We start from the raw sequence: 24,166 nt of genomic DNA on the forward strand, positions 1-24,166 counted from the left end.
TAAAATCCTGCACTTATGACAACACTGGAAAAATCACAATTCCTTGAAAATGTACTTACCTGTTTGGCCATAATGATTGGTGGAGTATGGACATTCTGGCGATTTATCCTAAATGGAGATGGAAAACCTAAGATTCAATTTGATATTGATTTAAGAGTTGTAGGACGCCAGGATTCGAAAATACTAATAGAGGCTATTGCTACTGTCCATAATAAAGGCCAAGTTAGACATATAATAAAAAACTTTCTCTTGGACATTTTAATATTGAAAAAGAATGAACCAATAATAAATGGCGACGATTTTATTAATTATCAGATTTTTCTTAAAAAATTTAATCCCGAGAAAGTTAACCCAGAACCTCCTGAGTCGGAGAATAGAATTGTCTGGGTCCCTCGACGTTGGTATAAAACATTCATTGATGCAGGTATAGCTCAAAAATATACTTACCTTACTTATGTACCGGAGGATACAACTTTTGTATCTTTATATAGCAGATTCTATTTCAATTCATTCTTTTCGTTCAAAAAAGATTTCCAGTCTGTTCAAAAAACTTTCAACGTTACAAAGATGGAAGAAAGTCTATAATACCGTAACACAACTTTCTACTACCTTCAACAAGCCAAATCACAATCAGGTTCTAAGGGCCACCATCAGTAGTTCAAAGAAGGATTACGAAAGTATGAGATTTCCTATCGACAGTCTGAAAAAATAAAGTATTATAAGGACCAACATTGCAATAAAATAAGACTTTGCATCACCAAAGGTTCCTTTACTGGCATGCTTCAATCCTAGAATTAAACTAACAATTAAAACTACAATCAAAGCTCCCCAATTAGCTATAAATGCGTTCAAGGGCAACTCTCAATTTTTGTTGCTTCCGCACTTTCTCCAAGTATCATCCAATATATCAGAGGGATAATTAGAGCAAACATTATTGTACATGTAAGAAAAGCGAGGAGGAAAACCACAAGGAGATGAAAAAACTTAGTTTTCGCTTTAAATATGCGCGTTATCGTTTGCATTTTTGAATAACGTAAAGGTTAAAGATATATTGATTTTATTCGTCGTTTCGGCTGTTACAGGGTAAAATGAACTTTGCCCTGAATCAATACAAAGAGAAATTAAATGGATGGTCCGTTGTAGTGCTGCCATAATCTGGGAAGAAGCATAGGTAATTCTTCTTCTGTCCAGTCAGCCCCTTTTGTAGAAGGAGCGCCATAGTCATAATCCAGCCCCGCGGCATAAGCAATACTCCTGGGGAATGATTCATTTTCTTTCCCGATTCCAGTTTTCTGTTTATAGGCATCTGTAGCAACATACATTAGCGCCTCATGGTCTATGTCATTAGCAATGCTGATATCATAGTTGGCGAGATAATCAGGATTCTCAACTACTTCATTGAATAGCCTTCTGCCCCGTGATATTAACCAGCATCTGAAATAGAGATATGAATCGTCGCTTACTACTCCATCAATGATTTTGAGTGCAGCCATTACTTTATAAGTATCTGCTTCTATGATCAGCTCACGGAATATTTTCTCAAATTCAATTATTATTTCGGGGCTGAATTGCCGTAATAAGTCCGTAAGTATGACTACCTGTTGATGTTTGTCTCCGTGAGACTGTTTATAAGATTCCTCAATCAGGTCCCAGAAGCTGAATTTATTGATTGCTTTGAGGTCAAAAAGATGCTTTTTCCTGATACATGTCTCCCAGAAATAAATGTTCCTTTTTCGGTCTTCTGCAAGAAAATATTCTTTTAAGGGCCCATAGTCTACATGTGGAGGAATATTTATTCTCAGATAATCCGGGCCGAAGAGAACATTTATCTCGCCATGCAGACTGCTTATCATATCATATACCTCTTTACGATTCTGCTTTTGTGCGATATTTAAACGTACTGCACTATAGCCTGATTCTTCAACAACACCGTCAAAAAAATAAGTACCGTTTTCATACACGACATTCACAATATCTCCGACGGCGAGATCATGAGCACTCAAAGGTGTTTCAGGTAATTTATAATGTTCTTTGTGGCGCTTGACTGTCAGGTATTCAGTCTCATGATTAATCCAGCCTTCGTAGTATTCCGTATTGTGAGGTATTGCTAAAAGAATTTCATCCGGATAGTAAAGGAGCATAGGGAATAAGAATAATATGCAATAATAAGATTTTTTTGACACTGCGGAAATACAAGCTATGGTTATCTGCTGATAAAGTAACCGGATATTTGGCCGTATCTGATAAAATAAAATTTGTCTTTATTGATGCAATAAAAAGCCCCTGACTGAATATCGTATGACTGGAGTGCATGCAACGTATCAATGTCCCTGATCAGGGCATTAAAGTGCCCATTTTTAAATACCTGCATACGAATGTCGTGAAAAGTTCTTCCTTTCCACGCGCTGTTTTTAACCGAACGGGATACTTCCATTTTCTTTGACATAACTGAAAAACTATCCGTTTTACATGCATTGAGCAGTAGTGTGAGTAATGGAACAAGTGATAATACTCTCATAACCGAAAAAATAAACTTCTTTCCTATAATACCGACTGCTTAGAAGGGACAATCGCATCGCCACGGGTACGTTAGCAGCTTCGGATTAATATGAAGATCAAGCAACAAATTTATGAGCTCTTCCACAGTATTTAAATAATATCGTCGTTCATTGCACATTATTAAATCTTCATCTCCGATGAATTCAGTCATTTTCTCTTTCTCAAGTTCAAAATCGTGAACATTATAGACGTGTTCTGGTATGTTTATGTTCAAAGACCGGTCTTCCGGCTGGTAAATAACTATCCATCTTCTCAGATGTGCAGCCGTTGGATCCAGCTCCGCGGCAATTGCCTTGCCCATTCTAAATCTGTTATAAATTGCCAGATCAAATATATCTTTCAGATCCTGGATGTTCATTTTTCTATGCCTGGTTATCAAATAAATCAATGCCTTGTTCAGGAACAAGTTTTCCCTGACGGTTTCAACTTCAATCTTATATCTCTTAAAGGCATAATCAATAATCCGTAATCTGGTGCAAGCCTTTATCCCTAAGCTGCTGCAGGATATGAGTTGGCAATTCAGGACTGCTTAAAGGTAAATCAACCGATAGCTTCTCAAAGTCCCCCGCAGGTACGCGGTCAAATATTTCGTTTAATGCTACCGGATCTTCGCTGAAGCTGACACAGGTACTTACAAAATTCATCTGGTTCACACTGAAATCTTTTTGCTTCAGCTTACGGGTAGCATCTTTCACCCGGCCAATAAAATGCCTTTGGCGGATGAAAGTGGTGCTATTCATGATGATGAAAACGTAGTCGGCATAAGCGGTGATCTTGCCGTAGTACATATGATTGTCCTTGCCACTGCGTTCCACCAGGTATTCATCGCCGGATTTATAGATCTCCATGGCGGAACGCCTTACTCTCTCCTCTTTAACACCGGGGCCAGTCAGCGGCAGATTACTGTTATAGCAATACCAGTATCCTGTTAGATGGTCTAACAATGCAGTGTTGACCACTCCTGATGGAATATTGATCTTGAGCTCATGGAAACTGAAAACGGTAGCGACACTCCGGAGGAAATCCATATAGCTGTCATAACCCAGTATTTCGGATATCGTATTCATTTTCCCGAAATTTGGACTGCTGATACCGGCTAACGCTTTTCCCGTCTTTGCAGCTTTCAGCCTTTTGATAATGAGGTGTTCATAGAAGTAATTATCACCCAGGAAGGCAGCTTCTTCCTGCAGCTGCTTTCCCTTCTGCATCAACTTGTTGAATTCGCCTGAAATATAAAGCCATTCCGCTTTTGACACATCTTCCCAGCTGCTCTTCCTGATAAAATGGTGGGCAATGTAATTCATTAGCCGTTCGAGATGCGCCAGTTCGTCTACAGTCATAATACGATTTTAATACGAAAATAAGTCCCCAAAGGATAATTCCAATACGTCCATCTTCCCAAACAGGGGGAGCTTTGTACTAATATAAAAAGAAACAAATGAAACCAACAGTTATGAATCAAACAACAACGCTTACCTGGCAAGAACAGGAGTTACTATGGCAAAGAATCTTATCCTTTCCCTTTGATGCCCCTGATGCCCCGCTTCCCTTTTCACGTAGACTTGCCCGGGAGAACAAATGGGACTATAATTTCGGGTTGAAAGCCATAGAAGAATACCGGAAGTTCATCTTCCTCTGTTGTATCTCGCCACAGGGAGCCTCTCCTTCCAAAGTGATCGATGAGGTATGGCATCTGCACCTGATCTACACACAGAGCTACTGGGAAGAATTTTGCGGAAAAACATTGAATCGCAACATTCACCACCATCCTTCAGCAGGCGGACCGCAGGAAAGGGACAAACACAGAAACTGGCGGGCAGATACACTTGATCTTTATCGCAACACGTTTCACACAGAACCACCACCGGAACACTGGGAAGACAAACATTCCCCTACCAACTTTCTCCCCCGGTTCCTAAAAAGAATATTCCTCCTTCCACTCTTACTCCCACTCCCCTTTCTTACCTCCTGCAACAAGAGCTCTGCCGTGTTTGCTCCCATTATCATAGGTTTTATAATATTCTTCGGATTGATGGCGACCGGTTCAGGAAATACCGGAGAAAAAAGAAAGAACAACGACAGCAGCGGAGGGAGCTGTGGAAGCAGTTGCGGTAGTAGCTGCGGAAGTGGGTGTGGTAGTGGATGCGGTGGTGGATGCGGAGGGTGTGGAAGTTGATTACATCAAAAACAAACTTATGAAACAACAAAATATAGTACCGATAGATAAAACAGGCTACCTGCTGACCACAGCTGGCTATCTCTTATTACCTTGTTTGTATGGCAGCTTATTCCTGACCAGCTGGTTCCCATATCATTTAGCAGGCAAACAGTTTCTTATCTGGTACATTGTTCACATGATAAGTGGCTATCTGCTCCTGTATCTTGCTGGCAGGTATAGTTCAATCAGGGCAAATAAATTGTCTTTCGTCTTCTTATGGCTAACTGTACTGATATCCGTGAGCCGGATGTGCCAGGGCCTGTATCATCATAAACCCATCTTATTTTTATGCTTGCTCACCGCGCTTAATGTCCTGCTGCTGTTTTTACTGTATCCCCCACAGCAGTGTAAGATTACCATTTTCCCTTCGCGGAAAAAAAATTAAATTTAGTAAAACTCATCATCCATGTTTAAGCGCCATTTACCCACCTGTATTGCTGTTTGCATCGCATTACTTTCCTTCGGTTGCAAAAAAGAAAACAAGCTTCCCATTTCTTCTGAAATAAGTGCTATCGTAAAGCCCTTTGGCGTACCTGCTTATTCTTTTAACTGGGAGGTTAGTGACTATATGCCTACTCCTCCCGGCTACTCTATTTTTGTGCCCTGGGCAAATGGTTCGGTGAAAGGTTTCCCTTCGGACATATGGTATGACATGAAAGCGGCTGATGGATGGGAACTCGTATATAATGAATTCAATCCTACTGCATCGTCATTACCTGCTAACCCATTTTTTGTACTTTATAACAAATATAGAGGCGTGCTACGTATCTATGAATATGTGACTACAACAGGCTTTGTTAATTCAAGTTACCTGACTTCAGGGTTAAACCTATCTCCGAATAACATTAATTCCAATATGCTGAACTATATCGGACAGGACCTGATAGATGTTAGTGTGAAACATACGGTTATCACAAAAGTAGAAAGTACACAGATCGCGACAGGAGTGTGGTATGCTGCTCAGTATGAAATCGCCTACGATCCTTCAATAGCCAGCAGCACTTATCAGCAGATCGGATTGAACTGGACATTGAAATGGACAAACATATCCGGCGTATCACTGGGCGGCACTTCCACCGGTACGTTAAATGGTACTATCTCAAATACAACTAACGGCTTCAATGTCGGATCACTTGGAACAGGTGCGCTCGAAGCAGCGGGATTAAGCGTCTTCGACAATAATAAAGGTAATGATGCAAATCATCCAGGTAATGGCAACAAACTTGGTTTGCCTGCTTCCATTTTTGAAGCCGCACAAAAAGGAATGAAAGACGGTTTAACCGGAATCATCACCAACGTATTCAGCGCAATATTCGGAGGCAGCACTACCACTACTCAACAGGTGAACCTTACTATGAATGCCAATATCACCCTCAATGGTACCATCTCTAGTAATGGTGCATTAATCCCAGATCCGGGGCTTGGCCTCGGCGTGCCAGGCACGAGTAATAGTCAAAGTGCTCCAGGCCTTATTCCATTCTATAACAAGCCAATGGGAGTGTTTTATATAACAGGTAAACCGATCGTAGATGTTACCAGAACCGAAGAGGTGCTTGATACATCCTATTTTACGCACAGTTTTAGCCTGGAGCCCGGCTCTTATCAGATTGTATATAATCCTGAAGTCCTGAGTATTGCCAACATTCAAAATGTCAGGACAGAGGTATTATTGATAGATCCCCCTTATCCTGCTACCGCAAATTTTCAAATAGGATCTCATACTGCAGGGTATGCCTGGTCGGTGACTTTCGGCCCGGCAGGATACTTTGACTGGTATTGGCCAATTGCAGTCAGGATCGCATTTGATGTGGTGCCGAAAAATGGAGCGCCAAAGTCAACGATCGTAAAAACATTTTACGCAACCATAAAACACGTATAAACCAATTAATATAAAAAGACGGCTCAGTATTGCATCATACTGAACCGTTATAGTAAAAGAATCTGATTTTGTACTACCTTCGGCAAGCCAAACCAGCAACTTGACTCCTATGCCGAATGACAAAGCAGTTTTTTCTAAAAACGACATACTGACGCAATTAGATGCCTGCGCTAAAGATTTCAATTTTCCCGTACTGGACAATGGATATATTTATCCCGTAACATCAAGATTGTCCGTTTTTGGCGACCTTGAAAGGTGGGTGATAGTCGTAGAAGTAGTGGGTTACCACTATCGCTTCTCCGGACACGGCGGTGTAGAGAACTGCCTCTATATATACGGTAATAGCCTTGGTTTTGAACCTGGCATAAACAATGACAACGTCCTGCTGGTAACAGCCGATAGCGATGAAGGCGCTGTCTTCGTAGGTGATCAATGGGGTACACTTAATCCTGATGTACATTCCATGTTGATCAGAGATCAAAAAATCAGCATACCCAAAGATCCTGCATTCTATGCTGCACGCAATGTTGAGTTGAAAAATCCGCCTTCTATACGAGTGTATGAATTTATGCGCGCAAGCCTCCCCGAATACAAGACGGAATTTCTGGCAGTCGAAGATGAAATATATGATTGTTTTCGCCAGAACCTGCCCAAGATCATGCAGCTGGACGAGTGGTACCATCCCGATATAGCTGGAGAGGAAAGGCCTTCCGAAAATGAGACGTTTCAGATGATTGCAGCAGTACTGGAATCAGGAGACAGCTCTCTTTACAAACCGACCAAAAGTGCAAATAATCATTGGAGCAACTGGCCATATGGAGGCAGTCTCTGATATAGGATGGGATACGTCAAAGAATACCTGCAGGAACTGGGATATCGAATATTTGGGAATCTCATCATAAACAACTAATTTCAAAATAACCTCAATCTGTACCTTTAAATTCATACCCCATATGAAAAAGAAGTTCTTTTTACTGCAGTTATTGTCGGTGATTTCAGGATTCGCATTTAGTCAGCATTTTGCAGTCGCTAAATCCGGCGTTTTTACTCCCCAGCAAAAGAAAGTACTCTTGCTAAAGGATACCGCCCTGAACAAGTCATTAATCCTGTTTAAGACCAACCTCCATGTGAATACAGATGGTACTCCTTTATCTTATCATCCGTTTGATTTGAACGGAGACGAGAAAGCATTGAATAATATCTGCAATGCCGTGGCTGTGCGTAAAGATGGATCAAATAAGAACCTATGTTTGTCCAAAGAGACCTATAAAGAGGCCTTGTCGGTATTTGCGCGATTCCGGGATTCCGGCTTCCTGAAGCTGCCAACAGGATACTCCATCACCTGGGAAAATGTACTGGTGCCGCAGATGGTAGATGGGAAAAAAGTACCCTGCGTGATCAAATCCGGGGAATACGAAGGATATTTTGGCTCAGCCACCTCTTTAAGAAATGGGTTATCATCTGATAAAGGGGAATGTGATTGCAATGACCAGGTAAATCCCTTGAAAATACCAGCCCTGGTGCTGGTCGGGGGGAGTAATAATATTGTCAGGAAATTCGGTGCAAAGCTGGGGGATTTGTTGATCGCTTATAATCCAACGAATAAGCACCTTGTGTATGCCATCATTAATGATTTCGGGCCTCCGAATAATTTAGGTGAAGGTTCTGTATTGCTGAATATGAAATTGCGGGGAGATACTACTTTCCCTAAAAAGAGAAAAGATACTTTCAAGTTGTCCATCAGCTCCGATATTATTATTGCGGTTATTCCTGATTCAAGAACTTTCCAGGTGGAGAAGCCGTTCACTCCTGAAAACATAACGAGCCGGGTGGAGCAATGGCTGAGGGAGTGTGGCTTTCAAACAGGGCAAGCATATATAGATTTCCTTGAAAGCAGTGTCGTTGCAAAGTTGAAATAAACTGTCCGGCACGGAATATGACAAAAACAGCCCTTATGGTTGTCCCAATTGACCATCGTCCAAATCAGATGCAGGTCGTAAGTTTGCTTGTAAACAATTACAATTAATCAATAACCAGCAGCGTATGCGTAAACTCGTTTCATTTTTTCATGTTTCTTTGGATGGATATGTAGCCGGTCTTAACGGCGAAATGGATTGGATAAAAGTTGATGAAGAGATCTTTGACCATGTCGGTGACCGTGTCAACGAAAGTGCTACCGCCATGTATGGCCGCGTAACCTGGCAAATGATGGAAGGCTATTGGCCTACCGCTGCAGACCAACCCAATGCGAGCAAGCACGACATTGAACATGCAGCCTGGTATAAGAAAGCAGAAAAAATTGTGTTGTCTAAGAGCATGCAGGACGAGCAATTTCCTAATACTGTTTTCATTAGTGAAAATGTAGAACACAATGTAAAGGCATTAAAGCAACAGCCTGGTAAGGAGATACTCATATTTGGAAGTCCTTCAGCCACACACTCATTGTTGCAATATGATTTAGTAGATGAATTCTGGCTGTTTGTCAACCCTATTCTACTGGGCGTTGGTATACCTCTTTTCAAAAATGTGTCGGAAAGAACACCGCTCACGTTGGTCAGCTCGAAGACCTTTACCAATGGGGTAATATGTATGCATTATAAGAAGGCTTAATAGGTAACTGGTCCAGTCACCCGATACTTTCAAACACCGGAAGATGGTTGATATATGCTGAAGTAACCAGCACCATACAAAAGGATAAGCCGCCTCAATTACTATCGAGGCGGCTTATCCTTTTTCTATTTTATATAAGAATGGCCACCAACACGGCTATCAATTAAGGCGTGCTTAACAATCTTGTTGCTGGCGTTTTTGTTTTGAAAAACCGGAAAATGATTGATATCTTCGACAGCGTTAACAACAATTCAACCCTTAACCTGGAGTAAATCCCTGTACATGAAAAAAGCATCTATGATGTGCGGCCTGGCTATTGTCGCTGCACTCACCTTTTCCTCCTGCGCTACTATTTTTGGAGGTACCCGGCACACCTTCACAGTAAATTCTTATCCTGGGGATGCCAAATTGGTGATCACCAACAAAAAAGGGCGGGAAGTCTTTAACGGTAATACACCCGCTAACGTACGACTGAAATCCGGTGCTGGTTACTTTTCTCCGGAAGAGTATACCGTAAAGTTTACTAAGCCCGGATTTGAGGAACTTACAGTGCCTATTCATTTTAAATTAAATGGCTGGTACTTTGGAAACATCCTGATTGGCGGAGCTATTGGCATGTTAATCGTGGACCCCTTAACTGGTGGTATGTGGAAAGTTGGCAATGCAGATAAACAGATCTACAAAACATTGAAGCCGCAGGGAGCAACTGCACCGTCACTGACTATTATCGATGTTAAACATGTTGATGAGGGAATGAAGGAGCAGTTAGTGAAGATCAATTAACTGACAGTTTGAAAACACTATTCAAGTGTTAAATCAACAGACATTCTTTTAAAGACACTCAAAAAGAGCCGGCATTAACCGGCTCTTCCTTTTTCTATATTACCTCTCCACAGAGGCGCATTTTGACTTCGTTAAACGTTATTGAATTGGCTCCACTATTATACAGCATTTGACCATTACTCAACTTAGGTATAACCCCGTCATTCATAATTTCTTCAACATTAAGAAAATATTTGCTGCGTCAATCCCCCTTGCCATTACTGTCACCGCCGGCGCTGAGACATTGTCATTTACGAAAGTTGCCTTTCGTAGTCTTAAGATACAATGCCTACGTTGAATTCATAAATGCATTTGAAGCATTCTTTGTGACTTTAACATCAATCTGACAGGCTTGATTCATCAACTGAAAAATGCTTTCCCATATTTGCATTAGTGTGCCCAGACCTGTTTAAATTCCATTTAAAATTGTTTACAATCCATTTAATATTTATTGGCAACTTATTACCTTATTACGTATTATCTTGTTCCCAATTTAATATCAGCCAAAAGGAAATCTGCTAAAAACAGACAGCACGCAACAGACAAAGACGAGGAGCAATTTTTCACTGTAGGGACAATCTTACAGTTAGGTATTTCTATGTTTTTTTTTACAATCATTCAGGCTAATTATTATTATATCAATCAAAAATCAGTGACAACACAATACAGGAACAAGCAGTAGTCAATCCCGTATTAAAACCAATGCCAATAGGGCTTAATCAACCAATTCGTAATAATCCACAAGTACTAAATTTTACTTCATGACTGTTAATTTTACAAAATACAGCTATGGCTGTAGTCACGTGCTATTAACGCTCGTCTTCATCCTTATGTCCTTATTTGCCAGTGCACAAGGCGCAACAGATGCGCGTGTGACTGTCTCCGGGGCGATTAAAGATGGAGGAGACGGCACGTTCCTTCCCGGTGTATCTATCAGTATCTCAGAATCCAAAGCAGGTACAGTTTCAAATGTAGATGGAGCTTTTACTATTAAAGCCAACGTAGGTAGTACGCTGACGTTTTCAATCGTAGGGTATCTGCCTTCTACTTATAAAGTGAAAGGCCCGGATGCCAACGTGGCTATCGTGCTGAGACGCGATAAAACAGACCTTAAAGATGTAGTTGTAATTGGTTACCAGGAAGCCTCACGTAAAAGTGTAACAGCTTCTGTTACTTCTGTAAATCCTAAAAACTTATTGGATGTTCCTACACCCTCTCTGGACGCGCTCTTACAAGGTCGTGCTCCTGGTCTGGATGTTCAGAACTTTTCTGGTGAACCAGGCGTGAGAAGTAACGTGGTAATGCGTGGTAACACCGCAGTGAGCAGAAACATTAACAGTGACTTCACTACTGCTCAGGGTAAAGCAAGCCTTGCCCGTGCATTGAGTGGCCCCTTATATGTAATTGATGGTGTGCCCCAGAGTACAGAAGATATCGCAGCTATCAACTATGGTAGCGGTACAAATACGGACGCATTGGCGGGCATCGCGGTAAATGATATCCAGAGTATTGACATCTTAAAAGATGCCTCTGCTGCGGCCATCTATGGTTCAAGAGGTGCTGGTGGTGTCATTATCATCACTACCAAGCGTGGTATTACCGGTAAACCCAGAATTGATTTCTCTGCCTATCACGGTATCACAGATATGCCCACGCTCGATAAAGTACTGATCGGTGCAGAAGAGCGCAGAGGAAAGATGGCGCTGATCGAGCATTATGGACAATACTTAAACCTGCAGAACATTCCTCAAATCCTGACAGATAGCCTGAACCCTTCATTTAACAACGCAAATGACTATCAGGGTAAGCTCTATCAAACAGGACAGGTTGGTAACTATGATCTCTCTGTAAGCGGAGGTACTAACCTCATCAACTACAGGTACTCCCTTAACTATTATGATGAAGAGGGTATTATCAAGAAATCAGGTTTCCAGAGATATAGCTTCAGCAGCACTACTGGTCTGAATTTATCTCCCAAACTAAATATCAGCACCATTATCCGTTATTCCAGATCGGACAGACCAAGGTCGATCAATGATCTGTCAGGTGGTTATGGTCCTTTTAATGGTGGTTATTATGCTTCTAGCCCATTACCATCATCCACATTATATTTATCACCTGCCAATTCGGCTTTCATTTTTGGTAATACCACTAATCAGACAGACCGTAACTCAGATGATAACCTGTCTATCAGTCCTGTCATTGACTGGAAGATTTCTAAGAAATTCACCTTTAACACAGTAATATCTTACTCAGCGCATTCCGCTCGTTCAGATTCATACACTCCTGGTGCGGTGAGAAGAGATGGAACGGGTGCTGCCTCCAGCTTTGTGGAAAACAGGAACAACTACCTGATGAGTAATGCCCTGCAATACACGACCGGATTTGGTAAGGATCATACCCTGAACCTGTTGTTGGGACAGAACACTGAATACATGGAATACAGGGCTACAATATCAAAGGCGGTAGGTATTCCAAATGACCAGATCCGGACTGTTACTGTACTGGACAAGAACCTGGCTGAAACCAGCACAGACCTCTTACAGAGCGGCATTCAGACGGGTTTCTTCCGCGTGAACTATGGCTTTAAAGGACGTTATTTATTATCTGCCGTAATGAATGCGGATGCTTCTTCCCGTTTTGGTAGAAACAACCGCTGGGGTTATTTCCCATCAGTATCTGCCGGTTGGGTTGTTAGTGATGAGCCATGGCTGAAAAGCGAGAGCAACTGGCTTACCTTATTGAAACTGCGTGCAAGTTATGGTGAAACCGGTCGTCAGCCAGATGGTGGTGATAACTACCTGTCTTATAACACCTACAACATTGGTGCAGGTGGTTTCCCCGGTAGTACCAACCCTTCTACAGGCGCCAACCAGTCATTAACGTATAATGGTGTTCCTGCTATCTCTCTGAATTTTGATAAAGGCCTTTCCAATCCAAATCTCAGCTGGGAAAAAACAAGCCAGTCGAACGTAGGTCTGGATATCACTTTATTGAATGGACGTTTTAGCGTGGTAACGGATGCTTATGTAAAATCCACACATGGCGGAATCTTTACACTGGCAGTGCCTATTACCACTGGTTATTCCACTAACACCGCCAATGCCATTGGCGTCAGGAATACAGGGGTGGAAATGCAGTTCATTGCCAACATCTTTAAACCCAGCAAACCATTCCAGTGGCAGTTCCTGTTAAACATCGCGCATAACGATAACATCATTACCTCATTACCTAATGGTGGTCGTGATATCTATCTCGATAAATACTTATTGAGACAAGGTCAGCCAATTAACACCTACAATACTTTCAAAGCAACCGGTATCTATAAAACCGATGCTGATGTACCTGTGAATCCAGTAACAGGATCAGTACTTAACTTCTATGGTTATCCATTCAGAGGTGGTGACCCGATCTGGCAGGATTCCAACGGCGATGGTGTACTGGATGCAACAGACTATGTTCCTACCGGCAATCCAAATCCTAAATTTACAGGTGGTTTCAGTAACACATTCAACTATAAAAGATTTACGCTGGACATCTTCTGTACGTTCACTTCCGGCCGTCAGATCTACAATGACTACCTGGCGGGAAGATTGTCTCAGCTGGTGCCTACAGATGATGGTGATTCAAATCCCCTGCACTCTATTAGTACACACTCCCTGCCTGACCTGAGTGGTATCAATTACTGGTATAATCCAGGTGATAACGCACAGTATCCTTCTTTGAGTTCTGTAACGGGTACCCGTTATAAATATGCACTGGTGAGTTCACAGTGGGTAGAAAGCGGCGCTTACCTGCGCATCAAGAAAATATCACTGGGTTATAGCTTAAATCCTGCATTACTGGAAAGAGTGCATCTGAAGCGTGTACGCATCTATGGTCTCGTGGATAACCTGAAGATCTTCCAGAAATCAAAGAACGTACCTGATGCAGAAGAGGTGGATGCTTTTGGTGTATATAGCGGCAGTGGTTATCCGCTTCCTAAGAAATTCACGTTTGGATTGGATGTCAGCCTATAATTTTTAAAACACAGGATCATGAACAAACGACTCTTACATAGTTATAACATCTTATTACTGGCTTCCATCATGATAGTATCATCATGCAGTAAAATACTGGACCTGGAGCCACATAATTCTACTTTCACAGAAGCATATTTCTCCAATGAATCTGATGCAAACACTGCCATCGCCGGTGCTTATGCATTGTTGAGGAATATTCTCATCACAGATAATACCTGGCATGTGTATGGCGACGTTCCCGCCAGCGAATTACTGATCAATGGCAACTACGACTCAGGCAACAGCAACGTTGCTTTAGGTCTCTTTACTGGCCTGAACGTCAATGGCGGCAGTTACTGGAACTGGCAGAAGTATTATAAACTGTTGCAGCAGGTAAACCTGATCATTGCCAAAGTACCGGGCATCGATTCCACAAAATTTGTGGATCCGGCCACCAAGTCTCATATCATCGGCGAAGCATACTTCCTCCGCTCTTTCACCTACTTCTTTATGAGCAGGGTTTGGGGCGGCGTGCCTTTGAAACTCACACCCGACTATGATGCGAATGCCGCTTTAAATATCCCAAGAAGTACTGCGGATGCTGTACTGGCACAATGCCTCGCCGATGTAGCCATTGCTGAAAAGAATATGGCCTTTGGTTATACTGATGAAGGACAACGTGCAGTAAGAGCGAACAAGGGAAGTGCCTATGCTTTGGAAGCACATATCAGGGCATGGAAAGGCGACTATGCCGGTTGTGAAGCAGCTGCCAATACCGTGATCACCGAGGGTGGCTACCAGCTGGTAGACTCTGCCAATTACGAATCCGTATTCATCGGTAAATCAGCGGAAGGCATCTTCGAGATCAATATCAATGGAGGACAAAACGAAGGCATCGCTATCAATGGTGGTGGTAACGGTTCTGCTAATACACTGATGCAACCTTTCATTTATGGCAAATCACGCCTGGAATGGCCACTAAGCACTATCTATGTAAACAATATTTATAAAGCAGATAGTACTACAGATATCCGTTACAGAAAATTTTTCTTTCAGCCGCAGTCGTCTAACGGACAGGTGATCAAATATGCTAATATCAGCTATGCTGATGGTTCTACGAAAGGAGATCCAAGATTAAATAATAACCTGAATATCTTCAGACTCGCTGATATCATGCTGTTAAGAGCTGAAGCCCTGAATAAGTTAGGCCGTGATGGAGAAGCAGTCGTATTGTTAAATAAGGTACGTGAAAGAGCGGGTGTTCCGGATTACAATGGCTCCGGTGAAGCCCTGGCTACCGAAATACTGGAAGAACGCCTGAGAGAATTATTCTTTGAAGGACAATCTTATTTTGACCTTGTAAGAAATAATAAGCTGACGCTTTATAATGAGTCTTTCAACCAGGACCAGTACAATAAAGGTGGATGGTTATGGCCGATCGACCCTGCCATGTTCAAAGACGACTACACACTTGCACAGACTCCTTACTGGCAGGGTAAACTCTAATTAAATTCAAACCAGCTGTATGAAAAAGATATTTTCCGGAACACTCATATTAATGACGATAGTTTTCTTCTCCTGTAAGAAAGACTATACGATCGGCGGTAGTATTACAGATCCGCATGTGAATATGACGACTTACGATTATTTAAAAACAAATCCGTTATTCGATACACTGTTATTGTTAATTGACAGAACAGGACTGAAAGATGAAGTGAATGCATCAGGAACTTTCTTCGCTATCACTGATTATTCTATCAAGAATTATATCACAAAAAAGCAGGAAGACCTGAGGGTGAAACTGAACGATGAAAACCTCGTGTATACCTTCGATTCTATTAACTATGCAGTGATGAAAGATTCCCTGAGGGCTTATCTTTTTAAAGATAAGATCACAAGAGATAATACTACGGAAATTGGCCGCTTCTTTAAATCCAATGATGGGGAATTGCGTCTGGTACAGCTGATCCCTACCACTGACTATACAGATGGTACGGTTTTCACCACCAAACCAAAGTACATCTACCTGACCAAATTAATCGCTACTGAACATGGTTATCCTGTTCCAACTGATTCTACTGGTCTGCCAGGCCTGAAGGAAGGACAGGAATTACAAGCACTTTGTCAGACGACGGGTATTCTCACCACAACGGGTGTATTGCATGTGTTGAACAACAATCACACATTCACTTACTTCGCGGATTTAAACAATTAATTATTACTTTATTTCTATTATCATGACTTATAAATTCAAAGCCACCGCCTATACATTGCTTGCAGCCATTGCGCTTTCGCCTGCCTGTAAAAAGGTAGAAAATGGCTATCTGAGTAACCAGATACGGTATGTTGATAATCCAATGGAGATAAAGCGGGGACAGATCGAGCAAACCGTTGCAGTGAGTAATGATGGTTCAAGTGCGCCGGTTGTATACAAATTGCTTGATATCAGGGACAGTACAGGACATCATGCAGATTCACTCTTTGCTTCCTACAGCCGCTATGAATGGATCGGTGAGTTTAACCCGGATACTGACACCACAGTAGAACTCCTGAATAAGAAAAGACAGCTGGTGAACAAGCCTCCTTTCGATTTCAATATCCATACAGGTGCGTTTACTTTTTATAATACTACTACAAAAGTACCGCTGGGTAAGTATGATTTTGATATCCAGGCCAGCAACGAAAATGGTACCAAGACCTTCAAGAACATCGCCTCTTTTACATTGGTGGATGATGCGCCTTTTGTAATCGGCGCAGGTGGAGCGGCCTTGTTCCTGGATGGTACAACTACCAGTTATGACCTCGGAGCGCCTGATGTAAGCATCGTAAGGACTTCTGATGAGGGCACTAATATTATTCTGAAGATCACTGACCAATATGGTAAGGCTTTTAATCCTTCAGCTGGACAGATCATCCGAAGAGGCGACCGTAGTGATTTCGGAACTTATGCGCAGTTTCACCCACTCGTGTATACAGATTCCACAATGACCTGTAATTTCGAGACAACGCCGTTTCCTTTGAAGCAGAGCACTTACGGTTACCTGATTTATTACCGTATTCCAAGTCAGTTTGTGAAAGCTGATCCTGGTTACGCACCAGATAACAGACAGGTGTATAGTGCAAATCCAAGGTTCCAGTTTAATATCTACCAGCAAGGCACTTATCAGGTTACGGTGAGAGTGAAACACGTAACAAAATCCTAACTAACAGATATAATCGTTCAGGGAGGCTGTATCATACTTTGATACAGCCTCTTTTATTTGGGTAATACCTGTCAGCTGGGTTGCAGCTGACTAACATTACTGGTTTGTTTCGCATTCGTAGATGGTGTCAGGAATTTGCCCAACATGATCTCCGCAGTCTGTAAGGCACCTTCTACCCATCCCTGTGCATCGGAGTATGCTTCTCCGCAAATGTATAATGGTGTACCAGCTATCGGGTTGGTGATCTGGTCTCTTACTTCCCAGCTCTTCACACCGATGTTCCAGCTATTCCATCCGCCGCCATATGGATCTTCGCCCCAGTCGCGGAAAGCAGCACTCTTCACGAGCGGCGTATAATCCAGTCCGTGCATCTGTTGTAGCTGACGGGCTACTTCATCCACCATACGACGGGGAGCCTGGTATTCGTCCCATGTCTGGTTCAGCTGACCCTGCGCTGCTGTCACAGCCTTTCCATTTGTCTTTTTATCATCATCTCCGATAAATGGATCAACGATCCTTGCATGCGAGCGGCCTGTCTTCCAGGCTTCAGCACGTTGAGGTCTTAATCCATCCCAGAAGCCTGTGTTATTACCATCATCATAACTGGCCAGCAGCATCGCTCTGCCATTCACAGCGGGTGTACCATCACTGTTTGGCCAGTAGTATGTTTGTCTAAGCGGGAGGTCAGTGACTGAACGGCCTGACTGTACCGGAACGAATTGTCCATCCGGACCGGTATAACCAGCTATTCTCCACCATGGATTCGCATAAGTGGTGAATAGTTTGAACAGCGGTCTTGGTGTGACACTGTTGATCAACGGCCGGATCAGTTGTAACTGAGGACTATTAGGCAGTACCAGATCGAGCGCACGACGAGGCATAGCCAGGATCAGTTTTCCTGCAATAATAGTTTGTCCGTTAGCGAAATTGAGTGTAAACGCGCCGTTTGCATAATCAAAGCCATGGAGCCGATGTTCCAGGCGAACCTCTCCCCCATCTTTTTCAAACAGCTCTGCCAGGGCAATAGGCACCTGCTGAAAACCGTTGGTAAAGCCCTGATATTGGGGAGAAATGCCAAAGTCTGATAAGTACCAGGGAATAGCATCGCAGGCATTCCAGTTTACCAGGGTGGAATCATACCCACCAGCATCCATACTGAACTGGTAACCTTCACTGCTGATCACCCTGTACAGCAGATTCCAGAAACCCCATTGGTATAAAGGTATTCCATCAAAAGAGGTTTCCCGGGTCATTTCACGACGTTGCTCCTCTGTCAGATCAGGATTAGTGATACCTGGTACAATCTGTTCAATGGCATTAACAATGATAGTACCCGGACCATTTCCTTTTTCGAGGAATGACATATTGTAGGGTACTTTATCTGGTCTGGTAACAAAGTCAACCAGGCGCAGGTATTCACCACGCAGATAGGCCAGGTTCTGAGGCTCATCCACAGGAAAATCATAGCGGATGATCTGCTCTGCAGGTGGTAGTTCTGCATTGAGGGCGTCAATCAGGCCTACGATCAGTTTCTGGTTATTTTCCAGGATACGCATACCACCCAGTTCTGCTGTCATGTTAGGGATTTCAGGTGGTTTCACTGATAGTAAACGTCCGCCGATATGGTCGCTGCCTTCGAATACAACGATCTTCTGATCAGGGAATTGCTTTTTCAGTTTCCAGGCGCTATACACCCCGGAAACACCGCCACCTACGATGGCGATATCGATTTGTTCGTTTGCCATAATGACAATGGTTTTTAGAAGATTGAAGGAATGTTGGATGGTATGTGTCCATTACCTGCAGACAACAGTTTTGCTTTTACTGTATCCTGGTGGAAATAATCCAATACTGGTTGTTTGCTGTAATATGCAGTGATGGTATCGGATGTGGAAGGAGCTGTTGGTGTATTGCCAGCTATTCTCATATCCAGTATATAGGAAGTAGTTTGCGTGAGTACATGCTCAATGCCTCGCCTGATCGCCTCCTTCACCGCACCCGGCGTTTCCACTACTTCTCCGTTCTCACCACCAAATGCTTTGGCCAGTGAAACGAAGTCGAGTTTTGGTCGTTCGAGACGCAGATATGGAGGATCCATTGTTTTGGGTTTCCAGCCATAGCCGGGCGCACTGCCGTAAGCACCGACTACCTGTTGTAAGCCCAGTTGCAGGGTATGATACTCCTGGTTGTTGGTAATGATATACAGAATAGGCAGTTGCTCATGTGCTGCTGTCCAGAAAGTCTGCGGATAGAACAGCGAAGAACCATCTCCCACGGCATTGATCACCAGCTTTGTACCTGTACCCTGTGATGAGTCATTTTCCAGTTTAATACCCAGGGAGGCCGGCATTGACCAGCCTAATGAACCTCCGGCTACACAGTAATAGCTTACTGGTTTAGCGCCAGTGGTATTAAATGGCAGGTAATATTGAAAAGGAGCACCATCGGATACTGCTTCATGCACATATACGAAGTTGTTCTCCAGTTTCCTCTCCACAATCTCTTCTTTCAATGCATTGGCGATAACAACAGACCATATATCTTCCTGCTGCATCGCTTCCAGCAGATACGCATCCCAGTCGGCCGCCCTTTTTACAGACAATAGCCGCATTTGTTCATTTCTGGCAGCAGCACCTGCCGGAGGAGTCGGCTTAATATAGCCGTTCAAAATAGGCAGTGTTGCTTTAATATCACCGAAGATTGCTGATTCTCCGTAATAGTTCTTCGCAATATCCCAGGTATTGTTAGTCAGGTATACCTGTTTCAGTTCAGGCGGGAATAGCGGTCCGTCGGAATATTTATATACTGCCAGCTGTGCCTGTGCACCAAATCCGACCAGGAATGCCACATCATGATCTTTGAACACTCCCTGGATACCCGCCTGGCTACCGGGTAGTTCTCCCTGCCAGTGATAGTCGTTATTAGGGAAATTAGCCAGGCTGCTAAAGCATTGCAATACCACTGGTGCGCCCAACAGCTCTGCTAGTTCCTCCAATTCCGTCCAGGCATCTGCGTAACCAACTGCATCGCCGGCTACTATAACAGGATTCTTAGCTGCGGCGAGAATACCCGCTGCCTGTCTGATAGACGCATCATCTCCAGTAAAATGTGGAGATATACGGGTCACTCCTTTGATCTTATCTTCATCTTCAATAGCCACCATGGTAAAGTCCCATGGTATTGATACGAATACAGGACCATTAGGTGGCGCCATGGCATCTTTGAAAGCCCGTTGTAATACTAATGGAATTTCATCGGGTGTACGCACTTCGTGCGCCCATTTAGTGTACTGTTTGGCAAGATCCACCAGGTTAGATGCCAGTAATGGTTCCTGGGTGACCAGTTCATTCTGTTGCTGGCAGCAAAGAATCACCAGGGGTACCTGGGAACGGCAGGCATTGAAAAGATTGCCTATGCTATGGGCAATACCCGGGGTAACGTGTACAACCAGTACACCTGGTTTACCTGTCATCCGGGCAGATCCCATTGCCGCACCAATGGCAATGTTTTCATGAAGACACTCGATATAGCGTACTTCATTCTCCGGATAAGAAGTACCATCAATAATAGGGATTTCGTTGGTGCCTGGTACGCCGAAAATGTAATGGATACCCAGGTCTTTGAGGATATCGAATACATAGTCGCGTGTCCAGCGTGTAGTCTGGTCGAACGCGTGTTCGATCACATCTTCACTGGTCTGGCGTGCAGCCTGAGCCATTTGTTGTGTTGTCATATGATGGAGTTTTGGAGTCTGGTTATTCAGAGGCTTCTTGTTGTGGAAATTTGTTTTGGTATCATGAATATGGTGTCGGTATTTTGACGGTCTGTCAATTCGTTGAAATCAAGGTTGTAAACAAATGTTCGCAGCTGATTGTTCGCGAGTGGTTGAAAAATCGGGGAAATGTTGGGGAGTTAGTGTAGCGTATTTGCCTATATTGCCAGTCTATACATTATCTCTTTTGATCATTTTTCAAAAAACCTATATGCAATGAATAAACTAATTTCTAAATACTGTTTCTATAACACTGGATGTAACTTTCGTCGGGTCTATTCTTGATACTATATTTGGCAGTTGGCCAATCGTCCGTGAATCATTCACAAAGTGTTGAATAAATAATTTCCCCCTAAATCCTTCTTTCTCCAGAAAAACAATCATCTCCTGCAAGTCTTCTTCATTCAGCAGGTCTGTATGAATGGTTGTTCTTATCTCAAAAGGGATGTCACTTTTTAATAACATCCGCAGAGAAGTTTCAATTTTCGGGTACAATAAAGATTGCGTGATGAAGGCAGATTTGCTGGCAGGTGCTTTATAGTCTAATGCAATGTAATCAACTAAACCCGCCGTATGCAAATCACGAATGACGTCGGGATTAGTTCCATTCGTGTCTATCTTTATCATCATGCCTTCCTCTTTAAGCTGTTTACAAAAAGTCAGCAACTGCCTATGTGATGTACATTCACCACCGCTTAATACCACGCCGTCGAGCAATTGCTTACGCGTGCGGATGAACCTAATGGCATCTTCATAACTGTATCTCCCCTTCCCATCAACTATATCCGGATTGTAGCAATACAGGCATCTCATATTACAGCCTGCAAACCAAAGTATGCAGGCTGTAATATCAGGATAATCCAGTAATGTAAAAGGTGTAATATTATAGATTGGATTAGCCACGGTCAGCGGTTTCAATAAAATGAACACGTTGCTTATGCTCGCCCTTTTTACCAATATTGAAACTCTCAACAGGCCGGTGGTATCCCATTACACGTGTATAAACAAGACATTTATCATCACATGTAGGGCAATATTCATGCTCACCTGAAAGATACCCATGTTCAGGACAAATACTAAATACAGGTGTGATAGTGATATAAGGCAACCTGAAATTAGAAAGCACCTTTTTTACCAGGTTACGACAAGCCCCCGGCGTACTTAACTTTTCCCTCATGTAAAGATGCAATACCGTACCTCCGGTATACTTACATTGTAGTTCATCCTGCAGCAGTAAAGCTTCAAATGGATCGTCTGTATGATCGACTGGAATCTGGGAACTGTTTGTGTAGTAAATGTTGGCATCCATACCAGCCTGTATAATATCCGGGAAGCGCTTTTTATCTTCCTTCGCAAAACGATAGGTAGTGCCTTCCGCAGGAGTAGCTTCGAGATTGTATAAATTGCCTGTATCAGTTTGATATTGCGTCATCTTTTTACGGATATGATCCAGTACTTCGGCAGCCATGTTGCGACCAGCATCGGAAATGATATCTTCCTTATCATCGGTGAAGTTTCTGATCATCTCATTGATGCCATTCACACCGATGGTAGAAAAATGGTTACGAAAATGTGTCAGATACCGTTTGGTATAAGGAAACAGTCCTCTATCGTACATCTCCTGAATGAATATTCTCTTCTTTTCCAGGGTTGATTTAGCAAGGTCCAGCAGCTTATCTAACTTAGCGTACAAGGCTGGTTTATCTCCCTTATGCAGGAACCCTAAACGTGCCATGTTAATTGTCACCACACCTATACTACCTGTCATTTCAGCACTGCCAAACAGCCCATTTCCACGTTTCAGTAATTCACGCAGATCAAGTTGCAGACGGCAGCACATACTTCTCACCGCGTTGGGTTTATAAGCATTCGGATTCTCTACGCGGTTGCCATTATCATCATAGATATATTGACTACCGATAAAGTTCTGGAAATAGGAAGATCCGATGCGGGCAGTGTTTTCAAACAACAGATCCGTATTCTCACCATACCAGTCAAAATCCTCCGTTATATTGAATGTTGGAATCGGAAAAGTAAATGGCTGACCATTTGCGTCACCTTCTGTCATCACGGTATAATAGGCTTTGTTGATCATATTCATTTCCTGCTGAAAGTGAATATAGGTTAGTTCAGAAAGCTCATTAATGCCTCTGTCCTTTGCCTTCTGCACAATAACCGGATCAGTAATACCATTGAAGAGATGAATATCCTTCTGGGTAGGAAACTGTAACTTGAGGTCTTCCGGTACAGTCCAGTCTATTGTAATATTAGTGAATGGCGATTGTCCCCAGCGGGCCGGCACATTCAGGTTATATACAAAGCTTCTTACAGCTTTCAGGATATCTTCATAACGAAGGTTGTCTTTGAAAACATAGGGAGCCAGATAGGTATCAAAAGAACTGAATGCCTGCGCACCGGCCCATTCACTTTGCAAAATGCCGAGGAAATTGGCCATCTGCCCTAATGCCTCCCGGAAGTGATTCGGAGGCCGGCTTTCGACGCGTCCCCTTACACCATTGAATCCCTCGTTCAACAATGCCCGGAGGCTCCACCCCGCACAGTATCCTGTCAGGCAGTCAAGGTCATGAATATGCATATCTCCATTACGGTGTGCATATCCCTCTTCCCTCGAATATACCTTGTTCAGCCAATAATTGGCAATGATCTTACCAGCCACATTATTTACCATGCCGGCATTAGAATAAGAAGTATTCGCATTGGCATTGATACGCCAGTCTGTTTGTGATATATACTCTTCTATCGTATGGGTACTATCCACCATGGTTGTATCTTCTGCTACATCATGCAGATGCGCTCGTTGTAATTTACGGGTATGTCTATATAACATAAAGGCCCTCATGACTTCAAAATCTCCGTTCGCAAACAGTTCTTTTTCTATAAGATCCTGAATTTCCTCAACCGACCATACATCCCTTTCCTGCAGTAGTGCAATCACTTTCTGATACACCACATCATCCGACTTTTTATTTACACTTAAATACCCTTTTTCTATTGCGTCTTTTATTTTAAATGGCATAAAGGGTTCGAACGCACCATGTCTTTTGATAACGTAGTTCATTGTTAGCAGTGGTTTTGATATGT

General features: G+C 42.8%; 19 protein-coding genes. 12 read left to right on the forward strand and 7 right to left on the reverse strand.

All coding sequences use genetic code 11. From position 1 onward, the window contains the following. Nucleotides 1-15 precede the first annotated feature (15 nt). On the forward strand, nt 16-585 hold the full coding sequence (locus tag CLV42_RS19565) for a hypothetical protein (RefSeq protein ID WP_106603628.1): 570 nt from the start codon (nt 16-18) through the stop codon (nt 583-585). A 536-nt stretch (nt 586-1,121) separates the two neighbouring features. Here the strand turns inward: CLV42_RS19565 and CLV42_RS19575 are convergent. From CLV42_RS19575 to CLV42_RS19590, 3 genes are all read right to left on the reverse strand, one after another. Next, complete coding sequence (locus CLV42_RS19575) at nt 1,122-2,141, reverse strand: DUF4240 domain-containing protein (RefSeq protein WP_106603630.1); 1,020 nt, start codon at nt 2,139-2,141, stop codon at nt 1,122-1,124. A gap of 416 nt (nt 2,142-2,557) precedes the next feature. Then, nucleotides 2,558-2,917 carry a hypothetical protein gene (locus tag CLV42_RS19585; RefSeq protein ID WP_106603632.1) on the reverse strand — a complete coding sequence of 120 codons (360 nt, stop codon included), beginning with the start codon at nt 2,915-2,917 and terminating at the stop codon, nt 2,558-2,560. A gap of 97 nt (nt 2,918-3,014) precedes the next feature. Further along, nucleotides 3,015-3,899 carry a hypothetical protein gene (locus CLV42_RS19590; RefSeq protein ID WP_106603633.1) on the reverse strand — a complete coding sequence of 295 codons (885 nt, stop codon included), beginning with the start codon at nt 3,897-3,899 and terminating at the stop codon, nt 3,015-3,017. 113 nt (nt 3,900-4,012) lie between these two features. On the opposite strand from CLV42_RS19590, the gene CLV42_RS19595 reads away from it, so the two are divergent. The 11 genes from CLV42_RS19595 to CLV42_RS19650 all read left to right on the forward strand — a co-directional run bounded on the left by CLV42_RS19595 (nt 4,013) and on the right by CLV42_RS19650 (nt 17,292). Further along, the gene (locus tag CLV42_RS19595) at nt 4,013-4,735 is read left to right on the forward strand and encodes a glycine-rich domain-containing protein (RefSeq protein ID WP_106603820.1); all 723 of its coding nucleotides are present in this window, start codon (nt 4,013-4,015) and stop codon (nt 4,733-4,735) included. A 19-nt stretch (nt 4,736-4,754) separates the two neighbouring features. Beyond that, the gene (locus tag CLV42_RS19600) at nt 4,755-5,162 is read left to right on the forward strand and encodes a hypothetical protein (RefSeq protein ID WP_106603634.1); all 408 of its coding nucleotides are present in this window, start codon (nt 4,755-4,757) and stop codon (nt 5,160-5,162) included. Between the two features lie 21 nt (nt 5,163-5,183). After that, nucleotides 5,184-6,656: a hypothetical protein gene (locus CLV42_RS19605; protein WP_106603635.1), complete on the forward strand. Its 1,473-nt coding sequence runs from the start codon at nt 5,184-5,186 to the stop codon at nt 6,654-6,656. Between the two features lie 109 nt (nt 6,657-6,765). Further along, nucleotides 6,766-7,488, forward strand: a complete 723-nt coding sequence (locus tag CLV42_RS19610; RefSeq protein WP_106603636.1) for a DUF7003 family protein — start codon at nt 6,766-6,768, stop codon at nt 7,486-7,488. A 121-nt stretch (nt 7,489-7,609) separates the two neighbouring features. Next, nucleotides 7,610-8,575: a hypothetical protein gene (locus CLV42_RS19615; protein WP_106603637.1), complete on the forward strand. Its 966-nt coding sequence runs from the start codon at nt 7,610-7,612 to the stop codon at nt 8,573-8,575. 124 nt (nt 8,576-8,699) lie between these two features. Further along, on the forward strand, nt 8,700-9,266 hold the full coding sequence (locus CLV42_RS19620; protein ID WP_106603638.1) for a dihydrofolate reductase family protein: 567 nt from the start codon (nt 8,700-8,702) through the stop codon (nt 9,264-9,266). Nucleotides 9,267-9,548: 282 nt separating this feature from the next. Next, nucleotides 9,549-10,049 (forward strand): hypothetical protein, encoded by a 501-nt coding sequence (locus CLV42_RS19625; protein WP_106603639.1) that lies wholly within the window; start codon nt 9,549-9,551, stop codon nt 10,047-10,049. Between the two features lie 800 nt (nt 10,050-10,849). Next, a complete protein-coding gene (locus tag CLV42_RS19635) occupies nt 10,850-14,107 on the forward strand; it encodes a SusC/RagA family TonB-linked outer membrane protein (protein ID WP_106603641.1) in 3,258 nt (1,085 codons plus the stop codon). Between the two features lie 18 nt (nt 14,108-14,125). Then, the gene (locus tag CLV42_RS19640; RefSeq protein ID WP_106603642.1) at nt 14,126-15,595 is read left to right on the forward strand and encodes a RagB/SusD family nutrient uptake outer membrane protein; all 1,470 of its coding nucleotides are present in this window, start codon (nt 14,126-14,128) and stop codon (nt 15,593-15,595) included. A 19-nt stretch (nt 15,596-15,614) separates the two neighbouring features. Next, nucleotides 15,615-16,304 carry a hypothetical protein gene (locus CLV42_RS19645; RefSeq protein WP_106603643.1) on the forward strand — a complete coding sequence of 230 codons (690 nt, stop codon included), beginning with the start codon at nt 15,615-15,617 and terminating at the stop codon, nt 16,302-16,304. A 22-nt stretch (nt 16,305-16,326) separates the two neighbouring features. After that, nucleotides 16,327-17,292 carry a DUF5007 domain-containing protein gene (locus CLV42_RS19650; RefSeq protein ID WP_106603644.1) on the forward strand — a complete coding sequence of 322 codons (966 nt, stop codon included), beginning with the start codon at nt 16,327-16,329 and terminating at the stop codon, nt 17,290-17,292. 71 nt (nt 17,293-17,363) lie between these two features. On the opposite strand, the gene CLV42_RS19655 is transcribed toward CLV42_RS19650, so the two are convergent. From CLV42_RS19655 to CLV42_RS19670, 4 genes are all read right to left on the reverse strand, one after another. Then, on the reverse strand, nt 17,364-19,037 hold the full coding sequence (locus CLV42_RS19655) for a flavin monoamine oxidase family protein (RefSeq protein WP_106603645.1): 1,674 nt from the start codon (nt 19,035-19,037) through the stop codon (nt 17,364-17,366). A 14-nt stretch (nt 19,038-19,051) separates the two neighbouring features. Then, nucleotides 19,052-21,025, reverse strand: coding sequence for a thiamine pyrophosphate-binding protein (locus tag CLV42_RS19660; RefSeq protein WP_106603646.1), 1,974 nt, complete (start codon nt 21,023-21,025; stop codon nt 19,052-19,054). A gap of 264 nt (nt 21,026-21,289) precedes the next feature. Then, nucleotides 21,290-21,967 carry an anaerobic ribonucleoside-triphosphate reductase activating protein gene (locus CLV42_RS19665; protein ID WP_211303492.1) on the reverse strand — a complete coding sequence of 226 codons (678 nt, stop codon included), beginning with the start codon at nt 21,965-21,967 and terminating at the stop codon, nt 21,290-21,292. Beyond that, nucleotides 21,960-24,143, reverse strand: a complete 2,184-nt coding sequence (locus tag CLV42_RS19670) for a ribonucleoside triphosphate reductase (RefSeq protein WP_106603647.1) — start codon at nt 24,141-24,143, stop codon at nt 21,960-21,962. Before CLV42_RS19670 ends, CLV42_RS19665 begins: the two co-directional genes overlap by 8 nt. Nucleotides 24,144-24,166: the final 23 nt, after the last annotated feature.

The sequence above is a fragment of the Chitinophaga ginsengisoli genome (assembly GCF_003014595.1).
GTDB lineage: Bacteria > Bacteroidota > Bacteroidia > Chitinophagales > Chitinophagaceae > Chitinophaga > Chitinophaga ginsengisoli.

Coding starts and splice junctions, on each gene's coding strand:
- CLV42_RS19565 (WP_106603628.1), top strand. CDS start 16: ATGACAACACTGGAAAAATCACAATTCCTTGAAAATGTACTTACCTGT.
- CLV42_RS19575 (WP_106603630.1), bottom strand. CDS start 2,141: ATGCTCCTTTACTATCCGGATGAAATTCTTTTAGCAATACCTCACAAT.
- CLV42_RS19585 (WP_106603632.1), bottom strand. CDS start 2,917: ATGAACATCCAGGATCTGAAAGATATATTTGATCTGGCAATTTATAAC.
- CLV42_RS19590 (WP_106603633.1), bottom strand. CDS start 3,899: ATGACTGTAGACGAACTGGCGCATCTCGAACGGCTAATGAATTACATT.
- CLV42_RS19595 (WP_106603820.1), top strand. CDS start 4,013: ATGAATCAAACAACAACGCTTACCTGGCAAGAACAGGAGTTACTATGG.
- CLV42_RS19600 (WP_106603634.1), top strand. CDS start 4,755: ATGAAACAACAAAATATAGTACCGATAGATAAAACAGGCTACCTGCTG.
- CLV42_RS19605 (WP_106603635.1), top strand. CDS start 5,184: ATGTTTAAGCGCCATTTACCCACCTGTATTGCTGTTTGCATCGCATTA.
- CLV42_RS19610 (WP_106603636.1), top strand. CDS start 6,766: ATGCCGAATGACAAAGCAGTTTTTTCTAAAAACGACATACTGACGCAA.
- CLV42_RS19615 (WP_106603637.1), top strand. CDS start 7,610: ATGAAAAAGAAGTTCTTTTTACTGCAGTTATTGTCGGTGATTTCAGGA.
- CLV42_RS19620 (WP_106603638.1), top strand. CDS start 8,700: ATGCGTAAACTCGTTTCATTTTTTCATGTTTCTTTGGATGGATATGTA.
- CLV42_RS19625 (WP_106603639.1), top strand. CDS start 9,549: ATGAAAAAAGCATCTATGATGTGCGGCCTGGCTATTGTCGCTGCACTC.
- CLV42_RS19635 (WP_106603641.1), top strand. CDS start 10,850: ATGACTGTTAATTTTACAAAATACAGCTATGGCTGTAGTCACGTGCTA.
- CLV42_RS19640 (WP_106603642.1), top strand. CDS start 14,126: ATGAACAAACGACTCTTACATAGTTATAACATCTTATTACTGGCTTCC.
- CLV42_RS19645 (WP_106603643.1), top strand. CDS start 15,615: ATGAAAAAGATATTTTCCGGAACACTCATATTAATGACGATAGTTTTC.
- CLV42_RS19650 (WP_106603644.1), top strand. CDS start 16,327: ATGACTTATAAATTCAAAGCCACCGCCTATACATTGCTTGCAGCCATT.
- CLV42_RS19655 (WP_106603645.1), bottom strand. CDS start 19,037: ATGGCAAACGAACAAATCGATATCGCCATCGTAGGTGGCGGTGTTTCC.
- CLV42_RS19660 (WP_106603646.1), bottom strand. CDS start 21,025: ATGACAACACAACAAATGGCTCAGGCTGCACGCCAGACCAGTGAAGAT.
- CLV42_RS19670 (WP_106603647.1), bottom strand. CDS start 24,143: ATGAACTACGTTATCAAAAGACATGGTGCGTTCGAACCCTTTATGCCA.